Consider the following 23,530-nt stretch of genomic DNA (forward strand, 5'->3'; position numbering starts at 1 on the left):
TTGACGTCGCTGCTGAGGATTTGGTTGCAGCCAAATCCGCATCAATTCGCGGACGTTACTCTGCTGGTTCGCTGGCGGGCTGTCTCAGTCGTGCTGATCCAGAACAGGCATACGACGCGGTCGAATCGTTCCGGGTTCCCGGCCAGACCAACGCATGAAATCACGCGTCCTCCTTGCAGCGCAGCGGAACTTGCTGCCTTTGCAGCATGTTGCCGTAACGGTCTGGTGACGTTGTCAAAAGCTCAATCAGATTGATCAGAATCATCTGAAACCGGTGTCCGAGAACTTGCGCCCACGGGCGTTCCAGCGGTAGTGCGAGTCTCTCATTCCGGTGGCCGATACGGTGGGTCCGTGACGGCCCCGAAACATCATCGCCCGCCCCGCTTGATCGCCTCCGACCTGGACGGGACCCTGGCCCGCGGCGATCGATCGATCTCCGATCGGACCCGCGCCGCGGTGGCCGCCGTCCAGGCCGCCGGAAGTGTTTTCGTGATGGTCACCGCCCGGCCACCTCGCTGGTTGCACGAGCTGGCAGACCTGGTGGGCGATCACGGAATTGCAATAGTTGCCAACGGCGCCATTCTGTACGACGTCGGGCGGCAGCAGGCGATCCGGACCCGAATGATCGAGCCGGCCGTGTTGCACGAAGTGGCAATCGCGATCCGGGAGGCGATTCCTGAAGCGGAGTTCGCCATTGAGCGATCGGACCGTTACGGACAGGAACCGCACTATGTGAATCGCTGGCCGCGACCCGAGAACACATTGATCGCAGAGCTCGAGGTGCTGCTGGCCGAGCCGGCCGCCAAACTCCTGGTCCGGCATCCGAGCCGGCATTCCGACGACCTGCTCGCGCAGGTCAGTGCTCTGGTCGGCGAGCGGGTGACTGCCAGCCACAGTGGCGGCACCAGCCTGGTGGAGATCGGCGCGACCGGTGTCTCCAAGGCGGCGATGCTCGCGGACTTCGCCGCCGAGCTGGACATCCCGGCGGCCGACACGATCGCCTTCGGCGACTCGCTGAACGATCTGCCCATGCTCGCCTGGGCCGGTACGTCGTACGCGGTGGCGAACGCGCATGCCGACGTACTGGCCGCTGCCGACCGCGTGTGCCCCACAAACGACGAGGACGGCGTTGCCGCCGTCCTCGAGGAGTTGTTCGACCTTTAGGGCTTAGAGATACATCCCGCCGCTGCCAGGGCCGTCAGTGGCCTGTGGGGCGCCGGGGAAGCCCGGGCCTTCCTCGCCGGGAGGCTGCTGGCCGCCGGGGAGGGCGCGGCGCATGCCCTCCAGCTGCTGGCGTGCGGCCATCTGCTGGGCGAACAGGGCGGTCTGGATGCCGTGGAACAGGCCCTCCAGCCAACCGACCAGCTGGGCCTGTGCGATCCGCAGCTCGGCCTCGGTCGGCGTGCTGTCCTCGGTGAAGTCGAGGCTGAGTCGCTCCAGCTCCTCGACGAGCTCAGGTGCGAGGCCGCTCTCGAGTTCCTTGATCGAGGCTTCGTGGATCGTCGCGAGCCGCTGCCGGGAGGCCTCGTCGAGCGGCGCCGACTTCACCTCGTCGAGCAGCTGGCGAATCATGTTCGCGACCCGCATCACCTTGGCCGGCTGCTCGACCAGCTCGGTCACCGACCGCGGCTCGTCGTGGTCCTCGTCCTTGTCCGAGCGCGGCGGTCCTTCGACAGCCATGCCGTCCGGCCCGACGATCAGCACCTTGCCGTCCTCGGTCCGTGCCCCGGCCATCGGCATCTCCTGGCCCTCGCCGCCGCTGCTGCTCTCGCTCATCTGCCCATCCTAGGTCTATGAGACTTGAGCACTAGGGGGTACGGGCCCGATGCCTTCGGACGGCGTCCCGGTTCGCGCACGCGGGGCTGCAGTAGCGCTGGCGGCCGGTCCGGGACAGGTCGGCGTACACGTTGTCGCAGCCCTCGGTGGCGCAGCGCCCGAGCCGGGAGATGCCACGGCCGGCCAGGTGCAACGCCGTACCGGTGCTGATCAGCGTCGCGACGAGTCGTCCGACCGGGACGTTGTCGGGGCGGTAGTGCATGTGCCAGCCGTCGCCGGCGTGGTTGGTCAGCCGCGGATGCTCGGTGTACTTGGCGAGCATCGCGTTCATCAGATCGACGCGCTGCTGCTCGCTCTCCGCGTCGACAACCTCTATCCACTCGTCAAGCGCGACCCGGACCGCGGCCAGGTCGGCCGCGGTCGCCTTGCGGTCGCGGATCAGCGAGCTGTCGACGCGGTTCTCTTCGCAGATCTCGGCCAGTTCGACCGGGGTCGCGGGCGGCCTGCTGATCAGGTCGACAGCCAGCAGCACCGCGTCCGCGCCGTAAGGGTTGAGATGCATAATGCCATTACAGCACGATGGAGGCATGACAGCCCACACCGAGACTCATCGGCATCGCTGGAGCGCGGTGTCCTCCCATCAGGTCAGCGAAGGATTCGTTGTCTACCAACGGTGTGCCTGTGGCGACTGGCGCGTCACCAGCACACCGCCGTACCCGGTCGCCTATCCCGAAGTTGCCCACATCGCCAGCTAGTCGATACCGCTAGTCGATGCGGGCCACCATCGGGAGCTTCGAGCGCGTCAGCAGCCAGGCCAGAGCCGCGGCGAAGAGCGGTACGGCGATCACCGTGCCGCCGATCTCCGCCCAGGGAATCGCGAAGTGCGGCGAGCCGAAGGCAGCGTGCGCGGTGTAGCCGTAGAGCGCGCCGACCCCCACACCCAGCACGCATCCGAGCTGTCCGAGCAGCCACGCCTGGGCCGCCGCGAGATTCCGCCGGCGGCGTGGTGACGCGCCGACCGCCGCCAGGGTTGCGAGATCGGCCCGGCCTTCGGCCGCGGACAAGGAGACCGAGATCGCCACTCCGAGCAGAGTGACCACGGCGGCGGCGATGAGGACGCCGATCAGGATCTTGTCGCCCGGGTTCTGGTATCCCTGCTCGACGTACAGCAACTTGTCGTGTCCGAGGGTCACGTCCGTGGTGGCGATTTCTTCCTTGCTGGGAAGGCGTTTCAGCTGGTACTCGACCGTGAAGATGTCGACCTTGCCGAGCTTCGTGGCCGCGTCCGACCCGATCAGCGCCTGGTCCTGCATCATCTGGAGGAACGGTAGCCCGCCGACGTACGACGCCTTGTGCTGCACGAGCTTCGTCGGCCGGATCGGATCGGTGCCACCGATCTCGACCGTGTTCGTGGTGGTGAAGTCACCGCGCGGTACGACGATGTCGCCGGCGCGCAGGCGAGCCGCCACCTCCCGGCCGACGCCGTCGAGCTTCTCGAAGTACGCCGGATCCACCACGATCAGACCGACGAACGCGCCCCTCGAATCCTCCGGGTTCACTCCGGGCGGCTGCACGCCCAGATAGGTCGGGGCGCCGCTCTGACGCGGCACGTTGATCATCCCGAAGCGGTAGGTCCGTTCGGCGGACAACTGGGTGCCTACCCGCTGTTCGAGCTGGGGTGAGTAGGGGACGCCACCGGGGCCGCTGTCGAAGCGCAGGCTCGCGTTCCCCATCTGGGCCTCCGGGATGTACTCCACCCTGGCCGCAGCGATGGAGTTGGCACCCGCGAAGGCGGCCGCCGCGGTCGCGGCCACCGACATCATGATCGCCGCCACGGCCGGTGCGGTGCGGTGCCGATGCCGGGCGGCGTCGCGCATCGCGAGCCGTCCGCTCAGCGGCAGCCGGCCGGCCAGGCCGGAGATCGTGCTGACCAGACTCGGCAGCATCCAGATCAGTCCTGCGATCGCCATGGTGATGCCGAGCAGCACCAACGCGATCGGTTCCGTCGGCGTCACGGTGGCCTGGTAGTGCTCTTCCGCGTCGAACTGCCGCTGCGCCGCAGCGAGGTCAGCTGCCAGCAATCCGGAGCCGGCCACGACCACTACGACGCCCGCGATCACCAGCAGGAGCGCGGGTTTACGGATCGGCATCCGCTTCGTCGTCGCCGCGAAACGTCCGGCCAGGGCCGCCAGCGGCGTCTGCCGCCCGGCACTGATCGCCGGTACGACGGCCGCCGCCAGCCCGGCGAACAGGCCGATCAGGCTGATCGTGATGATCGCCGTCCACGGGATCTGCCATTCCAGGATGACGGTCGAGGTCATGCGTTCCCACTGCGACCGGCCGGCGATCAGCGCCACGGCGGCGAGCAGCAGTCCGCTGCCGACCCCGGCCACTCCGGCGAAGAGCCCTTGCAGGAGGACGATCCGCCGGACGTCTCGCGCTGTCCCGCCGGCGGCCAGGATCAGGCCGAGTTCGCGCGTCTGCCGCCGCGCTCCGACCGCGAACGCCGTACCGGCGAGCAGGACGATCTCGAGGACACCGAAGCCGGTCGCCAGCGCCATCGCGGCGTACGGGCCGACCGGGTCGGACGGATAGTCGGACGGGCTTGGTGGCGGGTCGACAATATTTGTTCTCAGCAACAAGATCAGGCCGTGTCCGCCCAGCTGCGTGACGAGTGCGTGCGGGTCGGCCGAGTCGGGGAGATCGAGCAGGTACTGCATTTCGACCGGCGCCGGGTTGCGGCCGACCGTGCTGGCCGGTGGCGCGAAGATCAGCCAGGGGTTGGGCTGGACGAGCTGCCGGGCGATCCCGACGACCTTGTAGGCCTTGCCGTTCGTGGTGGTCAGGGTGGCGCCGAGGGTCGTGATCCCGAGGTGCTTGGCCAGGGCCGGCGAGAGTGCGACCTCGTCCGGTGCGGTCGCGAAGCGCCCCTCGTCGAGCTTGACAGTGTCCTTCAGCAGCGGGCTCTGCCCGTCCCCGACGACCACGCCGGCGCTGTTGGTCGTGGACGGTCCCTTCACATCCGCCGAACCGGCCTCGGTGAACGGCTGCGCCACCACGGTGCCCGGTGGCAGCAGGGGCTTCGGATCGAAGGTCGCGGGGTCCCGCACCTCGTTGCTGTCCGCCACTGAGCCCGGCATCAGGTTGAGTGTCGGCTCGCCGTACGAGAGGTCGATCCGGTCGTACGGCGTGACCGTGAGCCGCGCGTCGGCCCGGCCGATGGTGGTCCGGGCCAGGAGCTCGCCGGTCGGGTCGCCGGAGCGGCCGGCCACGCCGATCCAGGTCGCGGCGAACACGGGCAGGCCGATCAGGGCCGCGACCAGGAGCGTGCGGCCGAACGACTTACGGGTGGTTCTTCGAGCGATCCGGAGGGGTGGACCCCAGCTGCCCATCAGTGGCTTCCCTGCAGCAGTTCGTCAGGTTCTGGGAGCGGGCCGGCCTGGCCTACCAGGACACCATCGCGCAGGTAGACCACTCGGTCGGCCCAGGCGGCGTGCCGGGCTTCGTGGGTGACGAGGACACCGGCGATGCCGTGCTGGTCGCAGCGGTCACGGAGGAGCTGGAGAACGGCTTCACCGGTCTCGGAGTCGAGGGCGCCGGTGGGTTCGTCGGCGAGCAGGAGGCGTCGTTCGCCCACGATCGCGCGGGCGATCGCGACCCGTTGGCGCTGGCCGCCGGACATGTCGTCGGGGAAACGGTCGGCGAGGTCACCGATACCTACTTCCTGCAGGGCTGCTTCGGCGTACTTGCGGGCGGTCCTGGTCCGGGTGCCGTCGAGCTCGAGCGGTAGCGAGACGTTCTCGGCCGCGGTGAGCGCCGGGATCAGGTTGAAGTCCTGGAAGACATAGCCGATCCGGCGGCGCCGCAGCGCGGCCACCCCGGCCTGCGGCAGGGTCACGATGTCGTTGCCATCGACAAGTACTTCGCCGCCGGTCGGACGGTCGAGGCCGCCGGCGCAGGTCAGCAGTGTCGACTTGCCCGAACCGGACGGGCCCATCACCGCGACCAGCTCGCCGGGCGCGACGCTCAGATCGACGCCACGTAAGGCGTGTACGGCCTGCTCGCCCTTGCCGTGGGTCCTGGTCAGGTGGCGGATGTCGAGAATCGCGCTCATCGGTGTACCTCGCTAGGGTCCTCGGCCGGGTCGTCGGCGTACTCTTCGGGCGGCTTCGACGGCCGGCCGCGATGCCTTAACAGGATGGACTCGCAGTGGTCGAGCCAGCGGATCTCGGCCTCGGCGGAGAAGATCATCGACTCCAGCACGAGCAGCCAGGAGATCTCGCCGTCGCGGTCGCCGCGCTTCAGCCGGGTCAGCTCCTGCAGGGACTGCATCGTCGCGGAGCGCTGGTTCTGCACGACCGCGCTGACGTTGACACCCGGAACGGCCAGCGCCAGCGCGAGTTTGATCGCGAGCTCGTCGCGAGGACGCGACTCACGCGTCACCGGTGTCTTGAACCAGCTGTCGAGCTCGGCGCGGCCGGCGTCGGTGATCTCGTACGTCGATCGGCCGTCCGACTCGGTGGACGCGGCCCGGACCAGGCCGTCGCGTTCCAGCCGGGTCAGGGTGGTGTACACCTGCCCGATGTTCAGCTGCCAGGTCGAACCGGTGGCTGCCTCGAACTCACCGCGCAGCTGGTACCCGTACTTCGGCTTCTCGCGAAGCAACGCCAGTAGTCCGTGCTTGATCGACATAGATACTGAGTATGCATACCCGGTATAGAGCGGTCAACCCATCAGCAGTCATCCCCAAAGCCGGTCAGTCAGGTGGCTCAGAGGTTTGCGCGAATCTGCTGTCGCTGGGTGACAGTAGCTCCCCGCAGAGGTGGTTGGTGTGCCCCCGATGCGCGCCGCACCGGACAGGCCGGACATGTACGCGATGGATCACTTACCCGGCCTCCTGTTCGTCGAGAGCAGCCACAACCCGTCGGCCACAGGCGACCGGGGAACGTCGGTCACTGGCCTCGCCATCCGCCCCAGCCGAAGACCGCCCCAGGCACCCGCTTCAAGGAAACCGGCCGCAGCGGCGGGCAACCACCGCGTACGCCGCCGGCCGCATCCCAGCGGACGGATGGGACGAGCACCTTCGGGACGGCGGGGCTACTGAGTCGCCACAGCCGATCACCCACAATGACGGATCACAGACGTCTTTGCGTGGATCTACTGCCGCTGGATGGCAATAGATCACCGCAAACCTGCATCCGCGCAGCAGTCGGGCCACCGACCGGCCCCGAATCGCCGACCGAGCCCGGAACTACTCGCTGCGTGGAAACTCCTTGCCACCCACGGCCACTTCGTTTCCACACCGGTCAGCAACCAGGCATCCTCATCACTGGCCGCAAACAAACCCGTCAGCCGTAGGCAACGCGGACCTCGGTCGCCGACCGCACCATCCCCCTCAACCCAGGACGACCTCGCCACCTCTCCTCTGTCAGCCGGCCTCAATGGCGAGCAACCACAAGCAGGTGCCATCGGCCGCATCCCAGCGGCGCGCAACCCCACCCCGCGGCGATACCCCAGCCGAATCGGGCGGTCCGACTAGTCAACCCAGTAGACGCCGTACCAGGCGGTCGGTGGTGGCGTCGACGTCGTACGGATGGCCGGTGCCGGGGGTGAGTTGGTCGAGCACGAGGCCGTCGAGGGCGAAGTGCAGCAGGCGGATCTCTTCGGCGCCGCCGGGTAGGCCGGCGTTCACGTGGAAGGAGACGTCGGCGTCGAAGCCCTGGCGCAGGGTGCGGGACAGGATCTCGTGCAGATCGGGGCGGCGGGCTGCCTCCAGGCGGAGCTCCATCAGGGCGAGTGAGAGCTCGGGGCGGCCGAGGAGCCGCTCGACGATGTAGCGGACGTAGTCGACGACCAGGTCGACCGTGGGCTCGCGTTCGGCTAGTGGTTCGAGGACGGCTGGATCTGGGGCGAGTCGCTCGAAGATTCGCTCACCGAGGGCGCCGAGCAGCGCGTCCCGCGTGCGGAAGTAGTTGGACGCCGTACCGGCGGGGAGGTTGGCGGCGGCGTCGACGGCGCGATGGGTGAGCCCGCGGGCGCCCGCCTCGGCGAGGACGGCGAGGCCGGCGTCGGCGAGGCGGATGCGGCGTTCGGGGTTCCGGGGCACGTTGACAACTGTAGCAGCTGTCAACTACAACTGTCGTGGTCAACAACAACAGCTGTAGTAGTCAGGAGCGCGTATGCAACCCGCAGCCTTCGGCGCCACCGTGGTCACCGACCGTCCGGCGGAGGTCGCCGCCTTCTATGTCCGGCACTTCGATCTCCAGATCACGCTCGACCTCGGCTGGTTCATCTGCGTCCGGCACGGGGAGGCCGATTGGGAGCTCGCGATCGTCGAGCGCGGGCACGAGTCGGTGCCGGCGCCGGTGAACGCGCTCCGGGACAGCACGAACGTGTTCGGCTTCATCGTCGAGGACGCGGACAAGACCGCGGCCGCGCTCGTCGACGGCGGGGTGCGGCTGGAGGGTGAGGTCGTCACCGAGGTGTGGGGTCAGCGGCACTTCTTCGTCCGTGACCCGGAGGGCAGCTGGATCGACGTGATCCAGCTGGTCGCGCCCGATGCTGAGTGGCTCGCCGCCAACTTCCCCAGCTAGGAGGCTGCTGAATTAGGGCGGTTTTGGGATTGGTTGCTGTGTGGGTCTGAGCGCGGAGATTGGTGGGCAGGCGCAGTTCGAAGTCTGGGGCGAGGCGTGGCAGAGCGGTCCGGTCGGTGAGAAGGTGTCTGGGGCCGGTGGGGTGGCTCGTGGTGGGCGCTGACGCCGATCGGAAGCCTCGCTGGTGGCCTTTGTCAGGTGGTCTGGGCGGTCAGGACCCAGAGTCCTGTCGTGCGGGTGAGTCCTCGGCCGATGAGGTTGCGTAGGTTGAGGGCGGCGGTGCGGTGTTTGAGCCAGGCGTTGTTCTTGGTGGTGCCGCGGTAGCGGAGTTTGACGCGGCGTCCGCCGTGGCTGGCGATCTGGGAGATGGCTCGTTCCACGTTGGGCCGGTTGGTGCGGTAGTTCTGGCGCAGGTCCGGGTCGTTGGACCAGTCGCGGCGGGCTTGGCGTAGCAGCGCGTCGTGGTTGTGGAGTTGGAGGATACGGCCGTTCTTGGCCGTGGTGCAGTGGGTCCGCAGCGGGCAGTCGCGACACAGCACGCCGAAGACCACGGCGCGTGTCTTGGTGATCGTCCGGGTGTGCCCGGCCGGGCACTGGGCCTGGCCGGCCGCTTCGTCCACGGTGAAATCATCGATGGTGAAACCGCCTTCGACCGGGGCCTTCACCGGGCCGGGTTTGATTACCGCGCCATGTCCGGACTCGGCGATGGCGGCCCGCAGATCCCCTGCGCCATAAGCGGAATCGCCGTACCACTGGCGGGGTTCGGTCTCGGCGGCCAGGAAGTCGGCGGCCACGGCAGCGTCGCTGTTGTCGGGCCCGGCTGCCTGGGTGAGGGCCTCGTCGGTGATGATCGCGGTCTCCGGCTCGGCGGCCACGTGCGCGCGATACCCATCGCGGGTGTTACGTGGCGACTTGCGGGTATGGCGGGCCTCGGGATCGACCGTGGAGATCACCCGCTCGGGCGCGGTCCGCCGCGCGATCCGCCACCGCCCGTCGGTGCCGTCGCTGCCGTCGGCCGGTTCCACGTCTTGGCCGGCGATCAATGCCAGCAACGCCACCACGTCCTCGGCGTCGTCGTCCAGCTTCGTGCCGGCCAGGGCATCGATCAGCGCGTTCGCGTCGTTGACCAGCGCCGATACCAGCGCCTGCCGCGCGTCACGGTCGTCCCAGTCGATCACCGGCTTGCCCGGCTGGGAATAGTCGTGGCCGGTGCACACCGCCGCGATCTGCTCCATAGCGCCAGGCACCTGCCGACCGACCCGGCGAATCACCGAGACCAGCTGAGTGATCGTGTCCTGAGTGGCCACCGCGTCGTCAAGGATCGTGGAATCCACCGCCCGCTTCGACCGGCCCCGCAACACTCCGGTCACCGCAACCAGCTTGCGGACCGCGTCATTGATCCGATACGGCCGATCCGACTTCGCCAACCGCCGCCGCCAATACACCAACGTCGAAGCGTCGAAACCCTTCGCGTCCAACGCCATCCCGGTCGCGACCTTCCACCGCAGATCACACCGCGCCGCCTCCGCGGTCTCCCGATCCGAATAGTCGTGCAACGTCTGCAGCACCATCACCGACGCCATCACCGACGCCGGGATCGACGGCCGTCCCTTACCCGACCCGAACAGATCATCGAAATCACTGTCAGCGAACAGCTCTCGCCGATGCTCAGCCAAGAACGCGAACATGCTCCCCTCAGGCACCAGATGACCGACCAGCGCCCGCGCATCCAACAACTCCCGATCAACCCGCTCAACACCCTGCACCCCACAATCGTCCCCGCGACCAACCCACACACCCGGCAGGGACACACCGATTATTCAGCGGCCTCCTAGAGGGTGAGGAGGACCTTGCCGATCTGGGTGGACTCCTCGAGCGCGCGGTGCGCCTCGGCGACCTCGGCGAGCGGGAAGGTGGTGTGGACGATCGGGCGGACCTTCTTCGCGGCGACCAGCGGCCAGACGTGGCCGACGACCTCGGCGATGATCCGTCCCTTGTCCGCGACCGAGCGGGTCCGCAGTCCGGCCGCGGTGACCGAGGCACGGCGGCTGAGCAGGCGGCCGAGATCCAGCTCGCCCTTCGCTCCGCCCTGCATACCGATCACGACCAGGCGGCCGTCGTACGCGAGGGACTTGACGTTGTCGGTCAGGTACTTCGCGCCGATGATGTCGAGGATGACGTCGGCCCCGGCGCCGCCGGTCGCCTCCTGGACCACCGAGGCCCACTCGGCTTCCTTGTAGTTGATCGCGATGTCGGCGCCGAGCCGGCTCGCGAACTCCATCTTGTCCTTGCTGCCGACGGTCGTCAGAACCCGCGCGCCGTGCGCGACGCCGAGCTGGATCGCCATCGTTCCGATGCCGGAGGCGCCGCCGTGCACCAGGAAGGTCTCGCCCTCCCTGAGGTGCGCGCCCATGAAGATGTTCGACCAGACGGTCGCCACCACCTCGGGCAACGCGGCCGCGCTGATCAGGTCGATGCCGTCCGGGACGGGCATCACCTGCGGCGCCGGTACGACGACCTTGGCGGCGTACCCGCCTCCGGCCAGCAGCGCGCAGCACTCGTCGCCGACGGCCCAGTCGGTCACCTCGGCGCCGACCGCGGCGATCCGGCCGGAGACCTCGAGTCCGATCGTGCCGGGTGCACCCGGGGGCGGCGGGTAGAAGCCCTGCCGCTGCAGGAGGTCTGCGCGGTTGACCCCCGCGGCGACGACGTCGATCACGACCTCGTCCACGGCCGGGGTCGGATCCGGGATCTCTCCGACCGTCAGAACCTCGAGTCCGCCTGCACCCTCACACACCACAGCTCGCATGACTCACAGCCTACGGCTCAGCCGTCGAGATCGGCCCAGGTGTCTACATCGTCACCACTCTTGGTCGGGTCCGACCAGACCAGGTCCAGTCCGGCGGTCAGGCGCCGTACCGACTTGTCCCGTGGATCGCCGAGCTCCGCGAGCGCATGCTCGAGAGAGCTTCGCCGGTACGCCGTGGCCAGCCACTGGTCACGGCCGTCACTGTCGCGCAGCCCGCTGCCGTCGTGTTCGCCGATGCTGTCGACCAGCCGAGCGATGTCCTGGTCGGTGACCCATGGCAGGTCGCAACTCAGTACGACTACGACTGGCGCGCTGCCTGTTGCCAGTCCAGCAGCCAGCCCCGCCACCGGTCCGCTCCCAGGCGGATCCTCCTGGGTCCACTCCACAGCCCGGTACGTCTCGCGGACCGGTCCGACCACCACAGTGCTCGCGGCGCGGTCCACCGCGTGCAGCACCCGATCGAGGAACGTCATGCCCTCGAGCACCACCAGCGCCTTGTCCACCCCGCCCAGCCTCGTGGACCCGCCACCAGCCACGACTACCGCATCAAACTCCACCCCAGCAGTCTGCACTGTGCGGCACCATGGGGGTATGAGGATTGCTGTGGTGCAGACCGCCAGTAGCTCTGACAAGGCTGCCAATCGGGAGCTGGTGACCAGAGCGGTCGCGGACGCCGCTCAGGACCGGCCGGACCTGGTGGTGCTGCCGGAGGCGATCATGGCCGACTTCAACCTTGACGGCGTCGCGGACGTGGCCGAGTCGTTAGATGGTGAGTTCGTGTCCACGCTGCGCAAGAGTGCGGTGGAGCACAGGGTGGCGATCGTGGCCGGCATGTTCGAGCGCAGCTGCGATCAGGACCGGCCGTACAACACGCTGCTGGCTGTTGGTGCCGATGGCTCGCTGCTCGGCGCGTACCGCAAGATCCACCTGTACGACGCGTTCGGCTACAAGGAGTCCGACCAGCTGACCGCTGGTGACGTCGCACCGGTCGTGGTGCAGGTCGCTGGGCGGACACTCGGGCTGATGACCTGCTACGACCTGCGCTTCCCCGAGTTGTCCCGGGCACTGGTCGACAAGGGTGCCGACGTCCTCGTCGTACCGGCTGCTTGGGTCAGGGGGCCGCTCAAGGAGCACCACTGGACCACTCTGCTCACGGCACGCGCGATCGAGAACACCTGCTACGTGGCGGCCGCGGCGCAGAACGGGAAGAAGTACTCCGGCCTCAGCCAGGTCATCGATCCGCAGGGCATCGCCATTGCCGCAGTGGGTGAGGCCGATGGCTATGCGGTCGCCGAACTGTCCGGTGACCGGCTGTCCGGCGTACGTCGGCAGAACCCTTCACTCGTCAATCGCCGCTTCAGTGTCACTCCCCGTTCGTAGTTTCGGGTTAGCCTCCACGTGTGGCGGATGGCTTTGACTTGTGGCACCACGGCGATCTCGAGGTCGGTGACGGACTCGTAGACCTCGCCGTCAACGTGCGGACCGGTACGCCGCCGCCGTGGCTCGTCGACGCGATTACCGCGAGCCTGACGGACCTGGCGGCGTACCCGCGTCAGGAGTCCGCGGTGCTGGCGGTGGCTGCGCGGCACCGAGTGACTCCGGAGCGGGTGCTGCTGACGGCCGGCGCGGCTGAGGCGTTTGTGCTGATCGCTCGTGCTTTCCGCCCACGCCATGCGGTTGTTGTTCATCCTCAATTCACCGAACCCGAGGCTGCGCTGCGTTCCGCGGGGCACATCGTCGACCGCGTGGTGCTGCGCCCGGAGGACGGGTTCGTTCTGGACCCGTCGGCGATTCCGGCCGATGCGGACCTCGTGGTGATCGGCAACCCGACCAACCCGACCTCGGTCCTGCACCGCGCGGACGACCTGCGGGAGCTAGCTCGGCCGGACCGCATCCTGGTGGTGGACGAGGCGTTCATGGATGCCGTTCCGGGGGAGCCTGAATCGCTAGCTGGTGCGTCGATTCCGGGGCTGGTGGTGATTCGCAGTCTCACGAAGACGTGGGGACTGGCGGGGCTTCGGGTCGGGTACGTGCTGGCTGCTGCCGGTCTGATCGAGCAGCTGGCCGCTGTGCAGCCGCACTGGCCGGTGTCCACGCCTGCGCTGGCCGCTGCGATTGCTTGCAGCAACGAGCAGGCAGTCGCCGAAGCTGCGGCGGCCGCCTGCGATATCGAGCGTCAGCGCTCCCATCTGCTCGACAATCTGGTTGCTGCCCGCACATACGGCGTACCGCGCGGCCCGTTCGTCCTCGTGCAGGTCGCGGGCGGCGCCGTACTGCGAGAAGCCTTGCGTGCCAAGGGATATGCGGTCCGGCGCGGTGACACGTTCCCTGGGCTGGGGCAGGATTGGCTGCGGATCGCCGTCCGGCCGGAGGATGTCGTTGACGGCTTCGTGAAGGTGTGGCGGGACACCGCCGTGGACCTGTAACCGTCTCGACGTTTAGGCCGTGCCCGCTTTGCGCACAGGATGGTCGCAGAGCGCGTGCTCCACTGTCCGGCGCTCTGAAGCCATTCAGTGAAGGGAGCATCATCATGGGTCTGAACGACGACGACATGAACACCTCGTCCGACGGCGAGTACGGAGGCTCAGCCGACGGCAACGACAGCCAGGCCGGCGGTAACACGTCGTCCGGGTACGGCAGCGAGTCCGAAGGCCCGGCCGACGGCGGTGCTGTAGGCGGCGGTACTGACGGTGGCGCCGACGGCGGTGCGGGCGGTGACTACGGCTCGGGCGGCGGCTCCGGCGATTCAGGTGACGACTCCGGCGAGGGTCCGGCCGACGGTGGCGCGGTGGGCGGTGGCACTGACGGCGGTGCCGATGGTGGGGCCGACGGCGGAGGCGGGGAGCCCAGTGAGGGTCCGGCTGACGGTGGCGCGGTAGGTGGCGGTACCGACGGCGGTGCGGACGGCGGCGCCGGCGGTGACTCGGGTGACGAGGGGACCGCTGACGGTGGCGCTGACTCCAACGCGACCGACGGTGGCGCCGACGGAGGCGCGAGCGGCAACTCCGGGAGCTGGTGACCACAGTGCCGGGAGCCGGACCGCAACCAGATCCTGCCGAGACGGTTGACCGTCCGGCTCTTCGGCGCTGCGTCGCGGGCAACCTCGACGAATTCGCCAGCACCTACTGGGGTTCCCGGGCGCTGCTGTCGCACGCCCCCGACCTCCCCACGCCGTACGACGATCTCTTCACCCTGACCGCCGCCGACGAGCTCCTGTCCCGCCGCGGTCTCCGCACGCCGTTCCTGCGCATCGCCAAGAACGGTGCGGTGGTCGGCGACTCCCAGTTCACCGGTTCGGGTGGTGTGGGGGCGGACATCTCGGACCAGGTCCGCGATGACAAGGTCGCCGCGCTGTTCGCCAGCGGGCACACCGTCGTACTGCAGGCTCTGCACCGCACCTGGCCGGCACTGGTCGACTTCGCTACCCAGCTGTCGACTGACGCGGGTCACCCGGTGCAGATCAACGCATACATCACTCCGCCCGAATCACAGGGGTTCTCGGCGCACTACGACGTACATGACGTCTTCGTTCTCCAGGTGGCCGGTGAGAAGCACTGGACTGTCCACGAGCCAGTCCACGTGAACCCACTGCGCAACCAGCCTTGGACTGACCACTCCGCCGCGGTAGCTGCGGCCGCTCGCGACCAAACGCCGGTGGTGGACGAGGTGCTGCGCCCCGGCGACGCTCTCTACGTTCCGCGCGGCTTCCTGCATTCGGCCAAGGCATTGGGTGGTGTCAGTGCGCACCTCACCGTTGGGATGCACACCTTGACCCGCTATCTCCTCGTCCAGGAACTAGCGGCGCTAGCGGCGAACGAGGCGGCGCTCCGGACGGCCCTGCCGCTCGGCTTCGACCCGGGCGACCCGGCTCAGCTGGCCGAGGTCCTTCCGCAGGTGACCGACCTGCTGATCGCACGGCTCCGCGCCACGTCGGCAGACGAGCTGGCGCCGCGGCTGCGTCGGCGTACCTGGTCGGCCAATCGCCCCGAACCCATCCCGCCGCTGGCTCACGCGGCAGCGCTGACGACGCTCGCGCCTGGGACGACGGTTCGACTCCGAGGCGGCCTGCGGCACCGCGTGATCCCCGGCGACCCGGTCACGCTGCAGCTCCCCGACCGAACCATCACCTTCCCGGCGGTACTCGCGGAGGCGCTCACGAGCGTCCTTGACGGCCAGGAGCACAAGGTCGGCACGCTCCCGTCGCTGTCGGTGGAGGACCAACTGGTACTGGTCCGCCGCCTGCTCACCGAGGCTGTCCTGGTCCCCACGTCCTAAACTGCTCCCTAGTGACCAATCCCCTGGATCCTGCTGCTGACCGCCGCTACCGACCTGACACGGGCTGCGCGGCGATGGCTCTCCAGCGCGGTGACTCCCTGGTCGCCACCGCTCCGCCCGCGGAGCGTTGGCTGCTCATCGAGGTCCGGACGGCATGGCCCCGCCAGGCGGTCGCGGCGCTCCCGGAGGTCGGTGCCGAAGTAGCCCGTCGCTGCGCCGAACTCGGCTACCGCCCGGTCCTGATCAGACGCCACGGCCGCCCCGATCACACCGCCGTACGGCGCTATGCCCTCGCCGACTGTCGTCCCGGCCGCGAGTCGACTCGCTGGGGTGAGCTCCCGTCTGACGACCACCTGCTCACGGTCCTGGATGCCTTGGCGGCCAACACCCTCGACGCCCTTCCCGACCTGCAAGCCCCCAGCGCAGAACCGGTCTACCTCGTCTGCACCCACGGCCGCCACGACGCCTGCTGCGCAGTCCGCGGCCGTCCGGTCGCGGCCGCGCTCAGCGGCGCCTACCCCGACCGCACCTGGGAATGCAGCCACATCGGCGGCGACCGCTTCGCCGGGAACGTCGTAGTCCTCCCACACGCCCTCTTCTACGGCCAAGTCACCCCAGCCCGAGCTGTGGAGGTAGCCAAACACCACGCCGAGAACCGCGTGGTCCCCGACCTTCTCCGAGGCTCAGGCGCGTTCTCTCCGCCGGTCCAGGCAGCCCAGCACTACGCCCGAGCCGCCGGCCACTCCCTGTCCGTCAACGCCCTCCACCCCACGCACATCCGCCAACTCTCCAACCACCACTACAAAGTCACCCTCACCACCACAGACCCCGCAACCTCGCAAGTGGCGGTCGAGGTTTCGGTGCATTTCGATCGGGTGGACGCTCGGTTGACGTGTAGTGGGAAGGCTCCAGTCCAGGTCCGGCGGTTCGCGCTGGAAGGGATCGAGCTAGTGGGCGGGTAGCTCGCGGTCGTCGTGGTGAGCGCCGTAGAAGGCAGATTGGCGCGCCATCATGTCGCGCATGCCGGTGCCCCGCGGGACGCCGTACACAGTGCCGGGGAAGTCGAGGCCGCGTTGGATCTCCCAGAGCTCTTCGTGCCGGTCGGGCGAGAAGAGTTGAGCCGGGTCTCCGACGGCGATCCAGCCGATCGGGAGGACCGCGCCGGGCTCCAGGCGCGAGTTCACCTGCAGCACGCTGTTGATCCGTAGCTCCGCGCCCGCGCCGACGACAGAACCGGGGAACAACGCGGCGCCCGTGGCGATGAAGACCTCGTCCTCGACCGTGGCGCCGTTCACGTGCGCGTGGGGACCTACCAGGACCGCGTCGCCGAGCAGGGCGGGATGACTCGCCCGGCCGCGCACCAGCGCGTTCTCCATCACCACACTGTTCGTCCCGAGCCGGACCTCACCGTCCTCCGCGGTCAGCACGGCACCGTGCAGGACCCTGCTGCCTTCGCCCAGGACGACGGCACCGCAGAGCACGGCCGATGGTGCGACATAGGCGGATTCGGGCACGACCGGTCGCCGGCCGCGGTGTTCGAGAAGCATCGAGTGCCATCCCTCCGTCGAGCGTCACCTTGCCTCTCTCAAGCTATCCAGCCGTCAAGTCGTCCGTGAATGGTCTGGGCGGTTCTCCGTCGCCCGGGACCTCACACCCCGGGCGGCGGGTCCGTCTGGCCGTCCACATCGAAGGTGGGAGAGTCGGCCGGCCGGACGTCCAGGTGGAGAACCTCGAACTGGGAAAACATTAGAACAGATGTTCGATCGAACGCAACGATTCCTGACAGGTCAATCTGCCTTGGTGTCCAGGTTCTCGGTTTGGGTCGGCAGGACTCGGCCGATCGCGGCGAGCGTGCCCGCGGCGACCAGTGCGAGCACTGCTGTGACTAGCCAGGGCAGCTCGTGCCGTACCTCGAAGAGCTGGGCGAAGAAGCCCGGTGCCAGCACGCTCGCGAACGCGAAGCTGTACTGCCAGTAGGACAGGTACTTCCCGCGGCCCACCAGCGGCGCGACGGATGCGGCGAGCGCGTTGTTCGTCGCTGCGTGCAGTAGGTCGGCAAACGCGTAGATGGCAGTCGCGAGCACCAGCACCGCAGCAACCACCGCGCTCGGCACCTGCGTCAGTGACGCCATCAACACGGCCCACACTGCCCATCCCACGCCGGCAACAACCAGCACCGACGTACGGCGAAGCTTCTCGGTGTGCCGCACCACCAGGGTCTGTCCGGCCGCCAGTACGACGGACGCGGCGGCCAGCAGGACTCCGACCAGCCACTTGGGCACCGGCAACGCCTCGGCGACGTACACCGGGAGGCCGACGCCCAGCATCATGATGCAGAGGGCGAAGAGGGTGTTCGCCGCGATCAGTACCAGGAACGGCTTGTCCTTGCGCAGGAGCGGCGCTGGGCCCGAGTCGTGCGCTGCCCGCTGGTGGTGGGACGCGTGCAGGCCAAGCAGCAGGACTCCGGCCAGGTAGAAGCTCACGGCGTTCGCAGCCATCGCGATGAGGAACGGTGTGGTTCCGCCAGCGGCGAGCAATGTGCCTGCGACCAGGCCGCCGAGCGCGAAGCCGCCGGCCTGCATCATCCCGCCGAGACCGAACCACCGGTCCCGTTCGCCCTCGTCCGCGACATCTGCCAGCAGGCTGAAGACCGACGACCAGAACACCCGCTGGCCGGTTGTGGAGACGAGTGCGCAGAGAAACAGGAGCCAGATCGAGCGACCGAAGAAGAAGCCGGTGAAGGCCAGCCCCTGGGCGACCTGCGCGCCGACGACCAGGTTGCGCGGACCGACCCGGTCGATCACCAGCCCCACCGCGGCCGGAGCCGCGATGGAGAACAGCGTGGCCACGGTCAGCAGCACACCCGCCGTACCGAGTGGGATGTGTGCGACGCGGACGAAGTAGAGCAGCATCAACGGGCCTGCGCAGCCGCCTCCGAACGAGTCGATCGCCAGACCGGCCAGAAGCGGTAACCGTCCGCGGACGTTGGGTAGGCCGAGGGCGGTGGCTGAGGGCATGCTCCATCCTTACCGGTGCGCAGCTGACATGCGAACCAGATTCAGTCCGGCGCGGGCGCTCGCCGTACCGAGACATGGCGCAGGGGGCGCCAGGCAACGGCAGTCATCAGCACCATGGCTGCGAAAGCTGCGGCGAACGGAGCGGTCAGGCCAAACCGCTGCGCCAGTACGCCGCCCAGCGCGGAACCGATCGCCGCGCCACCAATCGAGGCCAGCATGTACACGCTGTTCACGCGGCCCATCAGCGCATCGGGTGTCGCCAACTGCCGTGCTGTGGTCGAGACAACGCCCCAGACCACCGCATGGACACCGAACACGGCCATAGTCGCGCCGACGACCCACGGACTCCGGGTCAGCGCCAGGATCAGGTGCACCACCGTCTCGATGATCAGCCCGGCCCGCAGCAGCGTGAGCGAGCCCACTCGCGGTTCAAGCAGGTGGTACGCCGGCATCCCGAACACACCGCCGATAGCGCCGACCGCCATCAGCAATCCGAACTGGGTATCGCTCAGACCGAGCCGCTCCCGCGCATACAGCACCCAGGTCGCAAAGGCTGCACAGAACGTGATGTTCATGACGAGGATCGACCAGGCCAGGGTCCGCACACCGACATGCCCCCACAGCCAGCGGACTCCGTCCCGCACCTCGGCCCAGAGCGCCGTACCAGGGGACTCGGCGGGTCTAGGTCGGACACTGACGCGTGCGATCAGCGCTGCGGCCGCCAGGAACGTGACTGCGTCGAAGACGAGCGGTATTCCGGCGCCTGCCGCGAACAGCAGCGCTCCCAACGGCGGACCGCCGAGCTGTTGGAGGACGGTCCCCGTCGCGTACAGGCGGGCGTTCGCCTTACCCAGCTGGGCTTTCGGTACGGCGCTCACGAGTAGTGCACCGGATGCGCTGTCGGCGAGCGTCTCCGCCGTACCGAGGAGGAACAGTGCGGCGTAGATCGCCCACAGCGGGGAGCTGCCGAGCAGGACCGCAACTCCCAGCGCAGCAAGGACCACCGCACGAAAGAGGTCAGCGGCAACGATCATCGTCCGCCGGTCGAGCCGGTCGGCCAACGCGCCGCTGAACAGGGCGAACAGCAACCACGGCAACTGCTGCACGAACGCGGCAGCACCGACCGCGGCCGGCTCCCGAGTGATCGAGGCAACCAGCAGCGGACCCGCCGCCATCAGCGCCCCGTCGCCGAGGTTGGAGATGATCGCCGCCGGCCAGATGCGCCGGAAGTCGGCTCCGAGCGCAGCGGGCAGCACGGATTCACGAAGAGATGGCATACAGAAACTCCAGAGGGCATGACGAAACAACCGGACCAGCCGGCACTCCGCCGGCCGAAGGCCCGATCAGCGTCGAATCAGCCCGCCGACCGGACGGTGACTGCCATGACCTCGACCATCCGAGACATCAGCGCACCTCCGTTCACCACTCCGGACGGCTGCTCCGCCCATCTCCCAGCACCCTACCGCCGCCCCGGACCGAGCTTCAGCTGATTTCGTCTCTCGCGTGCTCGATCTGCCACACGATGGCCTGCGCACCATGCGCTTGGGCGATGGCGTGCGCCTCGTCGAGCGTTGCGAGGGCCTCCGTACGGCGCTCCTGCGCGGCGGCGATGTAGGCGAGGCCGACCATGTTCGCGGCGACGCCCGGCATCGCCCCGATCTCCCGGCGCAACCGCGACGACTCCGCCAATTGCTCGTGGGCCTCGTCCAGCCGGCCGGCCCGGTGCGCCGAGATGCCCAGGTGCCGTAGCGCCTCGGCTTCGGTCTGTTTGTCGCCGACTCGCGCCGCCAGTTCGCGGGACCGCTCCAGTTCCGGCACAGCGGTCTCGTCGTCTTGTCGCAGTACTTGATGCAGGCAGCCGATCCAGAACGACGCCTCCGCCTCGCCGCGCGCGTCGCCGAGCGCCCGGTACAACTCGATCGCGCGCTGGAACAGCGGCAGTTCGGCGGGATCCTCGGTGGGCGACGAGCCGGGCCGGGCGCGCTCGAGAAGAAAGCGCGCATGCAGGACCCGCCCCCGCGCCAGCGAGGTATCGGCCTCCACCGCGTCCAGGATCCGCTCGGCATGGCTCAGTGCATCGGCGTCGCCGCTGTATACGGCCCGTTCGTAGAGCGTTCCGGCTTGCCGGATCCGATCCTCGGAATCCATCGCGGCCCCCTTCCCGGCGCCGCTTGGAGCGGGCCGTGGGGCGCAATCTACTTGGCTGAGCGGTTTAAGACGGGCTCTCGACGACCCGTCGAGGCCCTCAGCCCCACCTCGGGACCGGGGGCCGACCCCGTTTGGGGGGCTGCCGTGCCAAATACGTGCCAACGGACCCGCTATCCTCGACCCTCGGAGCTCAGATCCACGCTCCTGGAGGGCTCGCATAGTGGCCGAGTGCGCTGGTCTTGAAAACCGGTATGGCGGGTGACCGTCATCGTGGGTTCGAATCCCACGCCCTCCGCTCGCACGCTCCTGACGCGGGGCTGTCGCGGTAGTACGGTCGCCGCATGACACGACCGCGGATGCAGATCGGGGCAGTAACGATCACGGCCGCGCCGACCCCGCGCGCCGGGGAGCTGGCCAGGTTCTACGAGCGGCTCCTGGGCTGGCGGATCGTCGAGGAAGGGCCGCGGGGCGGCTGGGCCCAGCTCCTCCCGCCGGAAGGCGAGTCGTTGATCGCCATCAACATCGAGTCCGACGAGGAGCACGAGCGGCCGGTCTGGCCGAGCGAGCCCGGTGGACAGCACGCGACGATGCACCTCGACATCGGTGTGGATGATCTCGACGCGGCGGTGGAGTGGGCGCTGCAGGCGGGCGCGAGTCTGGCCGAGGATCAGCCGCAGGAGCATGTGCGGGTCATGCTTGACCCGCACGGCAACCCGTTCTGTTTGTGCCGCTGACTCTGCGCGCTACTGCTTGAGCGCCTCGATGATGACGAACGGGCTTGGCGACCAACCCCCACCAAAAGGTTGTGCACGCGATGAAGGGAGAGTCCAGATGACGGTTTGGTGCTCGGTGGTGGCGGCGCAGTACCAGGCGACGCTCGACGACCTGGCCATCGTGCTGACCGGCTGTCCGGACGACCTGTGGGAGACGAGCCTCTACGAGGTCAAGCGGACCGACGCCGGAGCCTGGCCGCCCACCGACCGCGAGGGCCGCCCGTTCGACGATCCGGTGGTCCGCGAGCGCAAGTTCCAGGCTATGGCTGCTTTCTGGCGAGTCGCGTCGCATGCGCTCTGGTTCACCGACCGCGACCTCTCCCCACTGGCCCCCGAGTGGACACCGCCAGCCCCGTTCTCAACAGCCGACGAGGACGCGTACGTCGTACCGCCCACCTACTCCCGCGACCAGGTGTTCGCCTACCTGGCCCACTGCCGCCACAAAGCAGACACCCTCTTCGCCAACCTCACCGACGACCAGGCCGCCGCCCCACTCCCCGCCGAGCACCGCAACGGCGGCACATCCCTCGCCGCCGTACTCGTCCAAGGCGTCATGCACCTCCAACTCCACTCAGCCCAGTTACGCACCTACCTCAGAACCCAAGGCCTCCGCTGCTCCGACGAGTGAGCTGCGGTCGCATACGCTGCGGGGATGGGTGATGAGTGGCGCCGGGATCGGATCGGGAGTGCTTTGCGGGGAGAGAACCCCACGGTGCTGCGGCGGGTGAGGGCCGGGTTCGCAGTGATCGGGGATGTGCAGTTCCTGCCCGGGTACTGCGTGCTGCTGGTGGACGACCCTGCGGTGCAGCGGTTGTCGGACCTGTCGCGGGAGCGGCGGGTGCAGTTCTTGACGGGGATGGACTTGCTGGGTGAGGCCGTTGAGCGCGCCTGCAGGCGGGTGGAGGACGGGTTCCGGCGAGTGAACCTGGAGATCCTGGGGAACGCTGATCCGTTCCTGCACGCGCATGTGTGGCCGCGGTTCGAGTGGGAGCCGGCGGAGCTGGTGACAAGGCCGGTGTGGCTGTACCCGCGGGAGTGGTGGGGTGAGGCGCGCTACGCACTCGGACCGCAGCACGACACTCTGCGTACGGCGATCAGCGAGGAGCTGGCGCAGCTCGACTCTTGACCTCAGCGCACCAACAGCTCGCGCCAGGGCGTGGTGTCGAGGCCGGGGTAGCGTTGGCTGATCGCGGTGAGCGTCTGCTCGGTCCAGTACGGGTGGCCGGGTGCCGGGAAGCCGAAGAGCTCAAGCTGGCGTGGCGTGGCGCGCGCGACGAAGCTGCACCAGATGCGGCGCCCCGAGCTCCTCCGGCACGTCGGTGAGGAAGACGAACAGCTCAAGGTGCTGGTAGCGGTCGTCGGTCGACGGTACGAGGATCGTCTGGTTCAGATAGTCGCGGTGGAGCTCCTGGTCGTACGACGTGGCACCGGTGTACTTCGCCCAGGCCTCGGCCGACGACAGCCGCAGGTCGGTCTGGCCGAGCAGTGTCTCCGCGAGCTGCACGATCCGCGGGTGGACGGCCAGCATGCTCAACTCGGTACTGGCGAACGGAAACCCGTCGATCCCCTCGAACTCGTCCTCGAGATACCTCGTACGGCGCTCGTCGGTGCCGTCGTGGAATCCCTCGGCAGTCGGGAACATCGACGGCAGCTCACCAAGCGCTGCGACCAGATCCTCGGCCGACGAGAAGCCGGGCAGGATCACGAGCCCCGCGTCCGCCATTCGTTCACGACATCGTCAGGGTTCATGCGCGCCAGCCTCGCGGAGCAACTACACGGCCGCACCCAGGCTTCCACCTCACCGAGCCCGTCCTCCCCAAACCGGTTCGGGAGCGCCGCTTGCCTCGCCCACTGTGATTCCGGGCGCATCCCCTCAGCCGTAGCTGCGGCCAACCACACTTGCCGTTGGAACGCCCGCAGCGACGAGCAACCACCGCGTACGCCGCCCGCCCGTCGCCGCCAGCGGCACGGGTCAGACGACCGGAACCCATCGGCAGCTCCGGAGCCCGATCTGACGGCCAGACATGAACTCGGCCGACGCCGCCCGAGGTGGCTGGTCGCCCGCCCGGTCGGCCAAGCCCTGTTGCCGAACGATCCGGCCACCGAGGCGATTGGTTGCTGCACGCAACGAATTCTCCG

At 68.5% G+C, this 23,530-nt stretch carries 25 protein-coding genes and 1 tRNA gene; 12 read left to right on the plus strand and 14 right to left on the minus strand.

Features of this window, described 5'->3' with window-relative positions:
• Nucleotides 1-351: 351 nt before the first annotated feature.
• Nucleotides 352-1,164, plus strand: a complete 813-nt coding sequence (locus OG474_RS17475) for an HAD family hydrolase (protein WP_405063367.1) — start codon at nt 352-354, stop codon at nt 1,162-1,164.
• Between the two features lie 3 nt (nt 1,165-1,167).
• On the opposite strand, the gene OG474_RS17480 is transcribed toward OG474_RS17475, so the two are convergent.
• Nucleotides 1,168-1,776, minus strand: coding sequence for a bacterial proteasome activator family protein (locus OG474_RS17480; RefSeq protein WP_405063368.1), 609 nt, complete (start codon nt 1,774-1,776; stop codon nt 1,168-1,170).
• A gap of 31 nt (nt 1,777-1,807) precedes the next feature.
• Nucleotides 1,808-2,338, minus strand: a complete 531-nt coding sequence (locus tag OG474_RS17485; protein WP_405063369.1) for a CGNR zinc finger domain-containing protein — start codon at nt 2,336-2,338, stop codon at nt 1,808-1,810.
• A 25-nt stretch (nt 2,339-2,363) separates the two neighbouring features.
• On the opposite strand from OG474_RS17485, the gene OG474_RS17490 reads away from it, so the two are divergent.
• Nucleotides 2,364-2,531 (plus strand): hypothetical protein, encoded by a 168-nt coding sequence (locus OG474_RS17490; protein WP_405063370.1) that lies wholly within the window; start codon nt 2,364-2,366, stop codon nt 2,529-2,531.
• A gap of 9 nt (nt 2,532-2,540) precedes the next feature.
• On the opposite strand, the gene OG474_RS17495 is transcribed toward OG474_RS17490, so the two are convergent.
• The 4 genes from OG474_RS17495 to OG474_RS17510 all read right to left on the minus strand — a co-directional run bounded on the left by OG474_RS17495 (nt 2,541) and on the right by OG474_RS17510 (nt 7,882).
• A complete protein-coding gene (locus OG474_RS17495) occupies nt 2,541-5,168 on the minus strand; it encodes an FtsX-like permease family protein (RefSeq protein ID WP_405063371.1) in 2,628 nt (875 codons plus the stop codon).
• Nucleotides 5,168-5,890: an ABC transporter ATP-binding protein gene (locus tag OG474_RS17500; protein WP_405063372.1), complete on the minus strand. Its 723-nt coding sequence runs from the start codon at nt 5,888-5,890 to the stop codon at nt 5,168-5,170. Before OG474_RS17500 ends, OG474_RS17495 begins: the two co-directional genes overlap by 1 nt.
• Nucleotides 5,887-6,468 carry a PadR family transcriptional regulator gene (locus tag OG474_RS17505; protein WP_405063373.1) on the minus strand — a complete coding sequence of 194 codons (582 nt, stop codon included), beginning with the start codon at nt 6,466-6,468 and terminating at the stop codon, nt 5,887-5,889. Before OG474_RS17505 ends, OG474_RS17500 begins: the two co-directional genes overlap by 4 nt.
• 847 nt (nt 6,469-7,315) lie before the next feature.
• Nucleotides 7,316-7,882 (minus strand): TetR/AcrR family transcriptional regulator, encoded by a 567-nt coding sequence (locus tag OG474_RS17510; RefSeq protein WP_405063374.1) that lies wholly within the window; start codon nt 7,880-7,882, stop codon nt 7,316-7,318.
• 73 nt (nt 7,883-7,955) lie between these two features.
• Here OG474_RS17510 and OG474_RS17515 point away from each other — a divergent pair, with 73 nt between their 5' ends.
• Nucleotides 7,956-8,369: a VOC family protein gene (locus OG474_RS17515; protein ID WP_405063375.1), complete on the plus strand. Its 414-nt coding sequence runs from the start codon at nt 7,956-7,958 to the stop codon at nt 8,367-8,369.
• 194 nt (nt 8,370-8,563) lie between these two features.
• Here OG474_RS17515 and OG474_RS17520 read toward each other — a convergent pair whose 3' ends face one another.
• From OG474_RS17520 to OG474_RS17530, 3 genes are all read right to left on the minus strand, one after another.
• Nucleotides 8,564-10,135 (minus strand): IS1182 family transposase, encoded by a 1,572-nt coding sequence (locus OG474_RS17520; RefSeq protein WP_405060078.1) that lies wholly within the window; start codon nt 10,133-10,135, stop codon nt 8,564-8,566.
• A gap of 65 nt (nt 10,136-10,200) precedes the next feature.
• On the minus strand, nt 10,201-11,178 hold the full coding sequence (locus OG474_RS17525) for an NAD(P)H-quinone oxidoreductase (protein WP_405063376.1): 978 nt from the start codon (nt 11,176-11,178) through the stop codon (nt 10,201-10,203).
• A gap of 17 nt (nt 11,179-11,195) precedes the next feature.
• Nucleotides 11,196-11,735, minus strand: coding sequence for a molybdenum cofactor guanylyltransferase (locus OG474_RS17530; RefSeq protein ID WP_405063377.1), 540 nt, complete (start codon nt 11,733-11,735; stop codon nt 11,196-11,198).
• 34 nt (nt 11,736-11,769) lie between these two features.
• On the opposite strand from OG474_RS17530, the gene OG474_RS17535 reads away from it, so the two are divergent.
• From OG474_RS17535 to OG474_RS17555, 5 genes are all read left to right on the plus strand, one after another.
• On the plus strand, nt 11,770-12,558 hold the full coding sequence (locus OG474_RS17535) for a carbon-nitrogen hydrolase family protein (RefSeq protein ID WP_405063378.1): 789 nt from the start codon (nt 11,770-11,772) through the stop codon (nt 12,556-12,558).
• A gap of 20 nt (nt 12,559-12,578) precedes the next feature.
• A complete protein-coding gene (gene cobC / locus OG474_RS17540; RefSeq protein ID WP_405063379.1) occupies nt 12,579-13,604 on the plus strand; it encodes an Rv2231c family pyridoxal phosphate-dependent protein CobC in 1,026 nt (341 codons plus the stop codon).
• Between the two features lie 104 nt (nt 13,605-13,708).
• The gene (locus OG474_RS17545; protein ID WP_405063380.1) at nt 13,709-14,197 is read left to right on the plus strand and encodes a hypothetical protein; all 489 of its coding nucleotides are present in this window, start codon (nt 13,709-13,711) and stop codon (nt 14,195-14,197) included.
• Nucleotides 14,194-15,453, plus strand: coding sequence for a cupin domain-containing protein (locus OG474_RS17550; protein WP_405063381.1), 1,260 nt, complete (start codon nt 14,194-14,196; stop codon nt 15,451-15,453). Before OG474_RS17545 ends, OG474_RS17550 begins: the two co-directional genes overlap by 4 nt.
• Nucleotides 15,454-15,464: 11 nt before the next feature.
• Complete coding sequence (locus OG474_RS17555) at nt 15,465-16,415, plus strand: sucrase ferredoxin (protein WP_405063382.1); 951 nt, start codon at nt 15,465-15,467, stop codon at nt 16,413-16,415.
• Here OG474_RS17555 and OG474_RS17560 read toward each other — a convergent pair.
• The 4 genes from OG474_RS17560 to OG474_RS17575 form a co-directional block, all read right to left on the minus strand.
• A complete protein-coding gene (locus OG474_RS17560) occupies nt 16,401-17,000 on the minus strand; it encodes a gamma carbonic anhydrase family protein (protein WP_405063383.1) in 600 nt (199 codons plus the stop codon). The two genes, OG474_RS17555 and OG474_RS17560, sit on opposite strands and share 15 nt — an antisense overlap.
• 240 nt (nt 17,001-17,240) lie before the next feature.
• Nucleotides 17,241-18,470, minus strand: a complete 1,230-nt coding sequence (locus OG474_RS17565; protein ID WP_405063384.1) for an MFS transporter — start codon at nt 18,468-18,470, stop codon at nt 17,241-17,243.
• Nucleotides 18,471-18,511: 41 nt separating this feature from the next.
• Nucleotides 18,512-19,747 carry an MFS transporter gene (locus tag OG474_RS17570; protein WP_405063385.1) on the minus strand — a complete coding sequence of 412 codons (1,236 nt, stop codon included), beginning with the start codon at nt 19,745-19,747 and terminating at the stop codon, nt 18,512-18,514.
• A gap of 205 nt (nt 19,748-19,952) precedes the next feature.
• Nucleotides 19,953-20,618, minus strand: a complete 666-nt coding sequence (locus tag OG474_RS17575) for a tetratricopeptide repeat protein (protein ID WP_405063386.1) — start codon at nt 20,616-20,618, stop codon at nt 19,953-19,955.
• Nucleotides 20,619-20,824: 206 nt separating this feature from the next.
• On the opposite strand from OG474_RS17575, the gene OG474_RS17580 reads away from it, so the two are divergent.
• The 4 genes from OG474_RS17580 to OG474_RS17595 all read left to right on the plus strand — a co-directional run bounded on the left by OG474_RS17580 (nt 20,825) and on the right by OG474_RS17595 (nt 22,517).
• A tRNA-Ser gene (locus OG474_RS17580) sits at nt 20,825-20,913 on the plus strand.
• Nucleotides 20,914-20,959: 46 nt separating this feature from the next.
• On the plus strand, nt 20,960-21,352 hold the full coding sequence (locus OG474_RS17585; RefSeq protein WP_405063387.1) for a VOC family protein: 393 nt from the start codon (nt 20,960-20,962) through the stop codon (nt 21,350-21,352).
• Between the two features lie 97 nt (nt 21,353-21,449).
• A complete protein-coding gene (locus OG474_RS17590; RefSeq protein WP_405063388.1) occupies nt 21,450-22,019 on the plus strand; it encodes a hypothetical protein in 570 nt (189 codons plus the stop codon).
• 24 nt (nt 22,020-22,043) lie between these two features.
• Nucleotides 22,044-22,517 carry a diadenosine tetraphosphate hydrolase gene (locus OG474_RS17595; RefSeq protein ID WP_405063389.1) on the plus strand — a complete coding sequence of 158 codons (474 nt, stop codon included), beginning with the start codon at nt 22,044-22,046 and terminating at the stop codon, nt 22,515-22,517.
• 120 nt (nt 22,518-22,637) lie between these two features.
• Here the strand turns inward: OG474_RS17595 and OG474_RS17600 are convergent, their stop codons facing one another.
• Nucleotides 22,638-23,114, minus strand: coding sequence for a phytanoyl-CoA dioxygenase family protein (locus tag OG474_RS17600; protein ID WP_405063390.1), 477 nt, complete (start codon nt 23,112-23,114; stop codon nt 22,638-22,640).
• Nucleotides 23,115-23,530 lie beyond the last annotated feature (416 nt).

Origin of the sequence: Kribbella sp. NBC_01505, assembly GCF_045040285.1 — a bacterium.
Lineage (GTDB): Bacteria > Actinomycetota > Actinomycetes > Propionibacteriales > Kribbellaceae > Kribbella.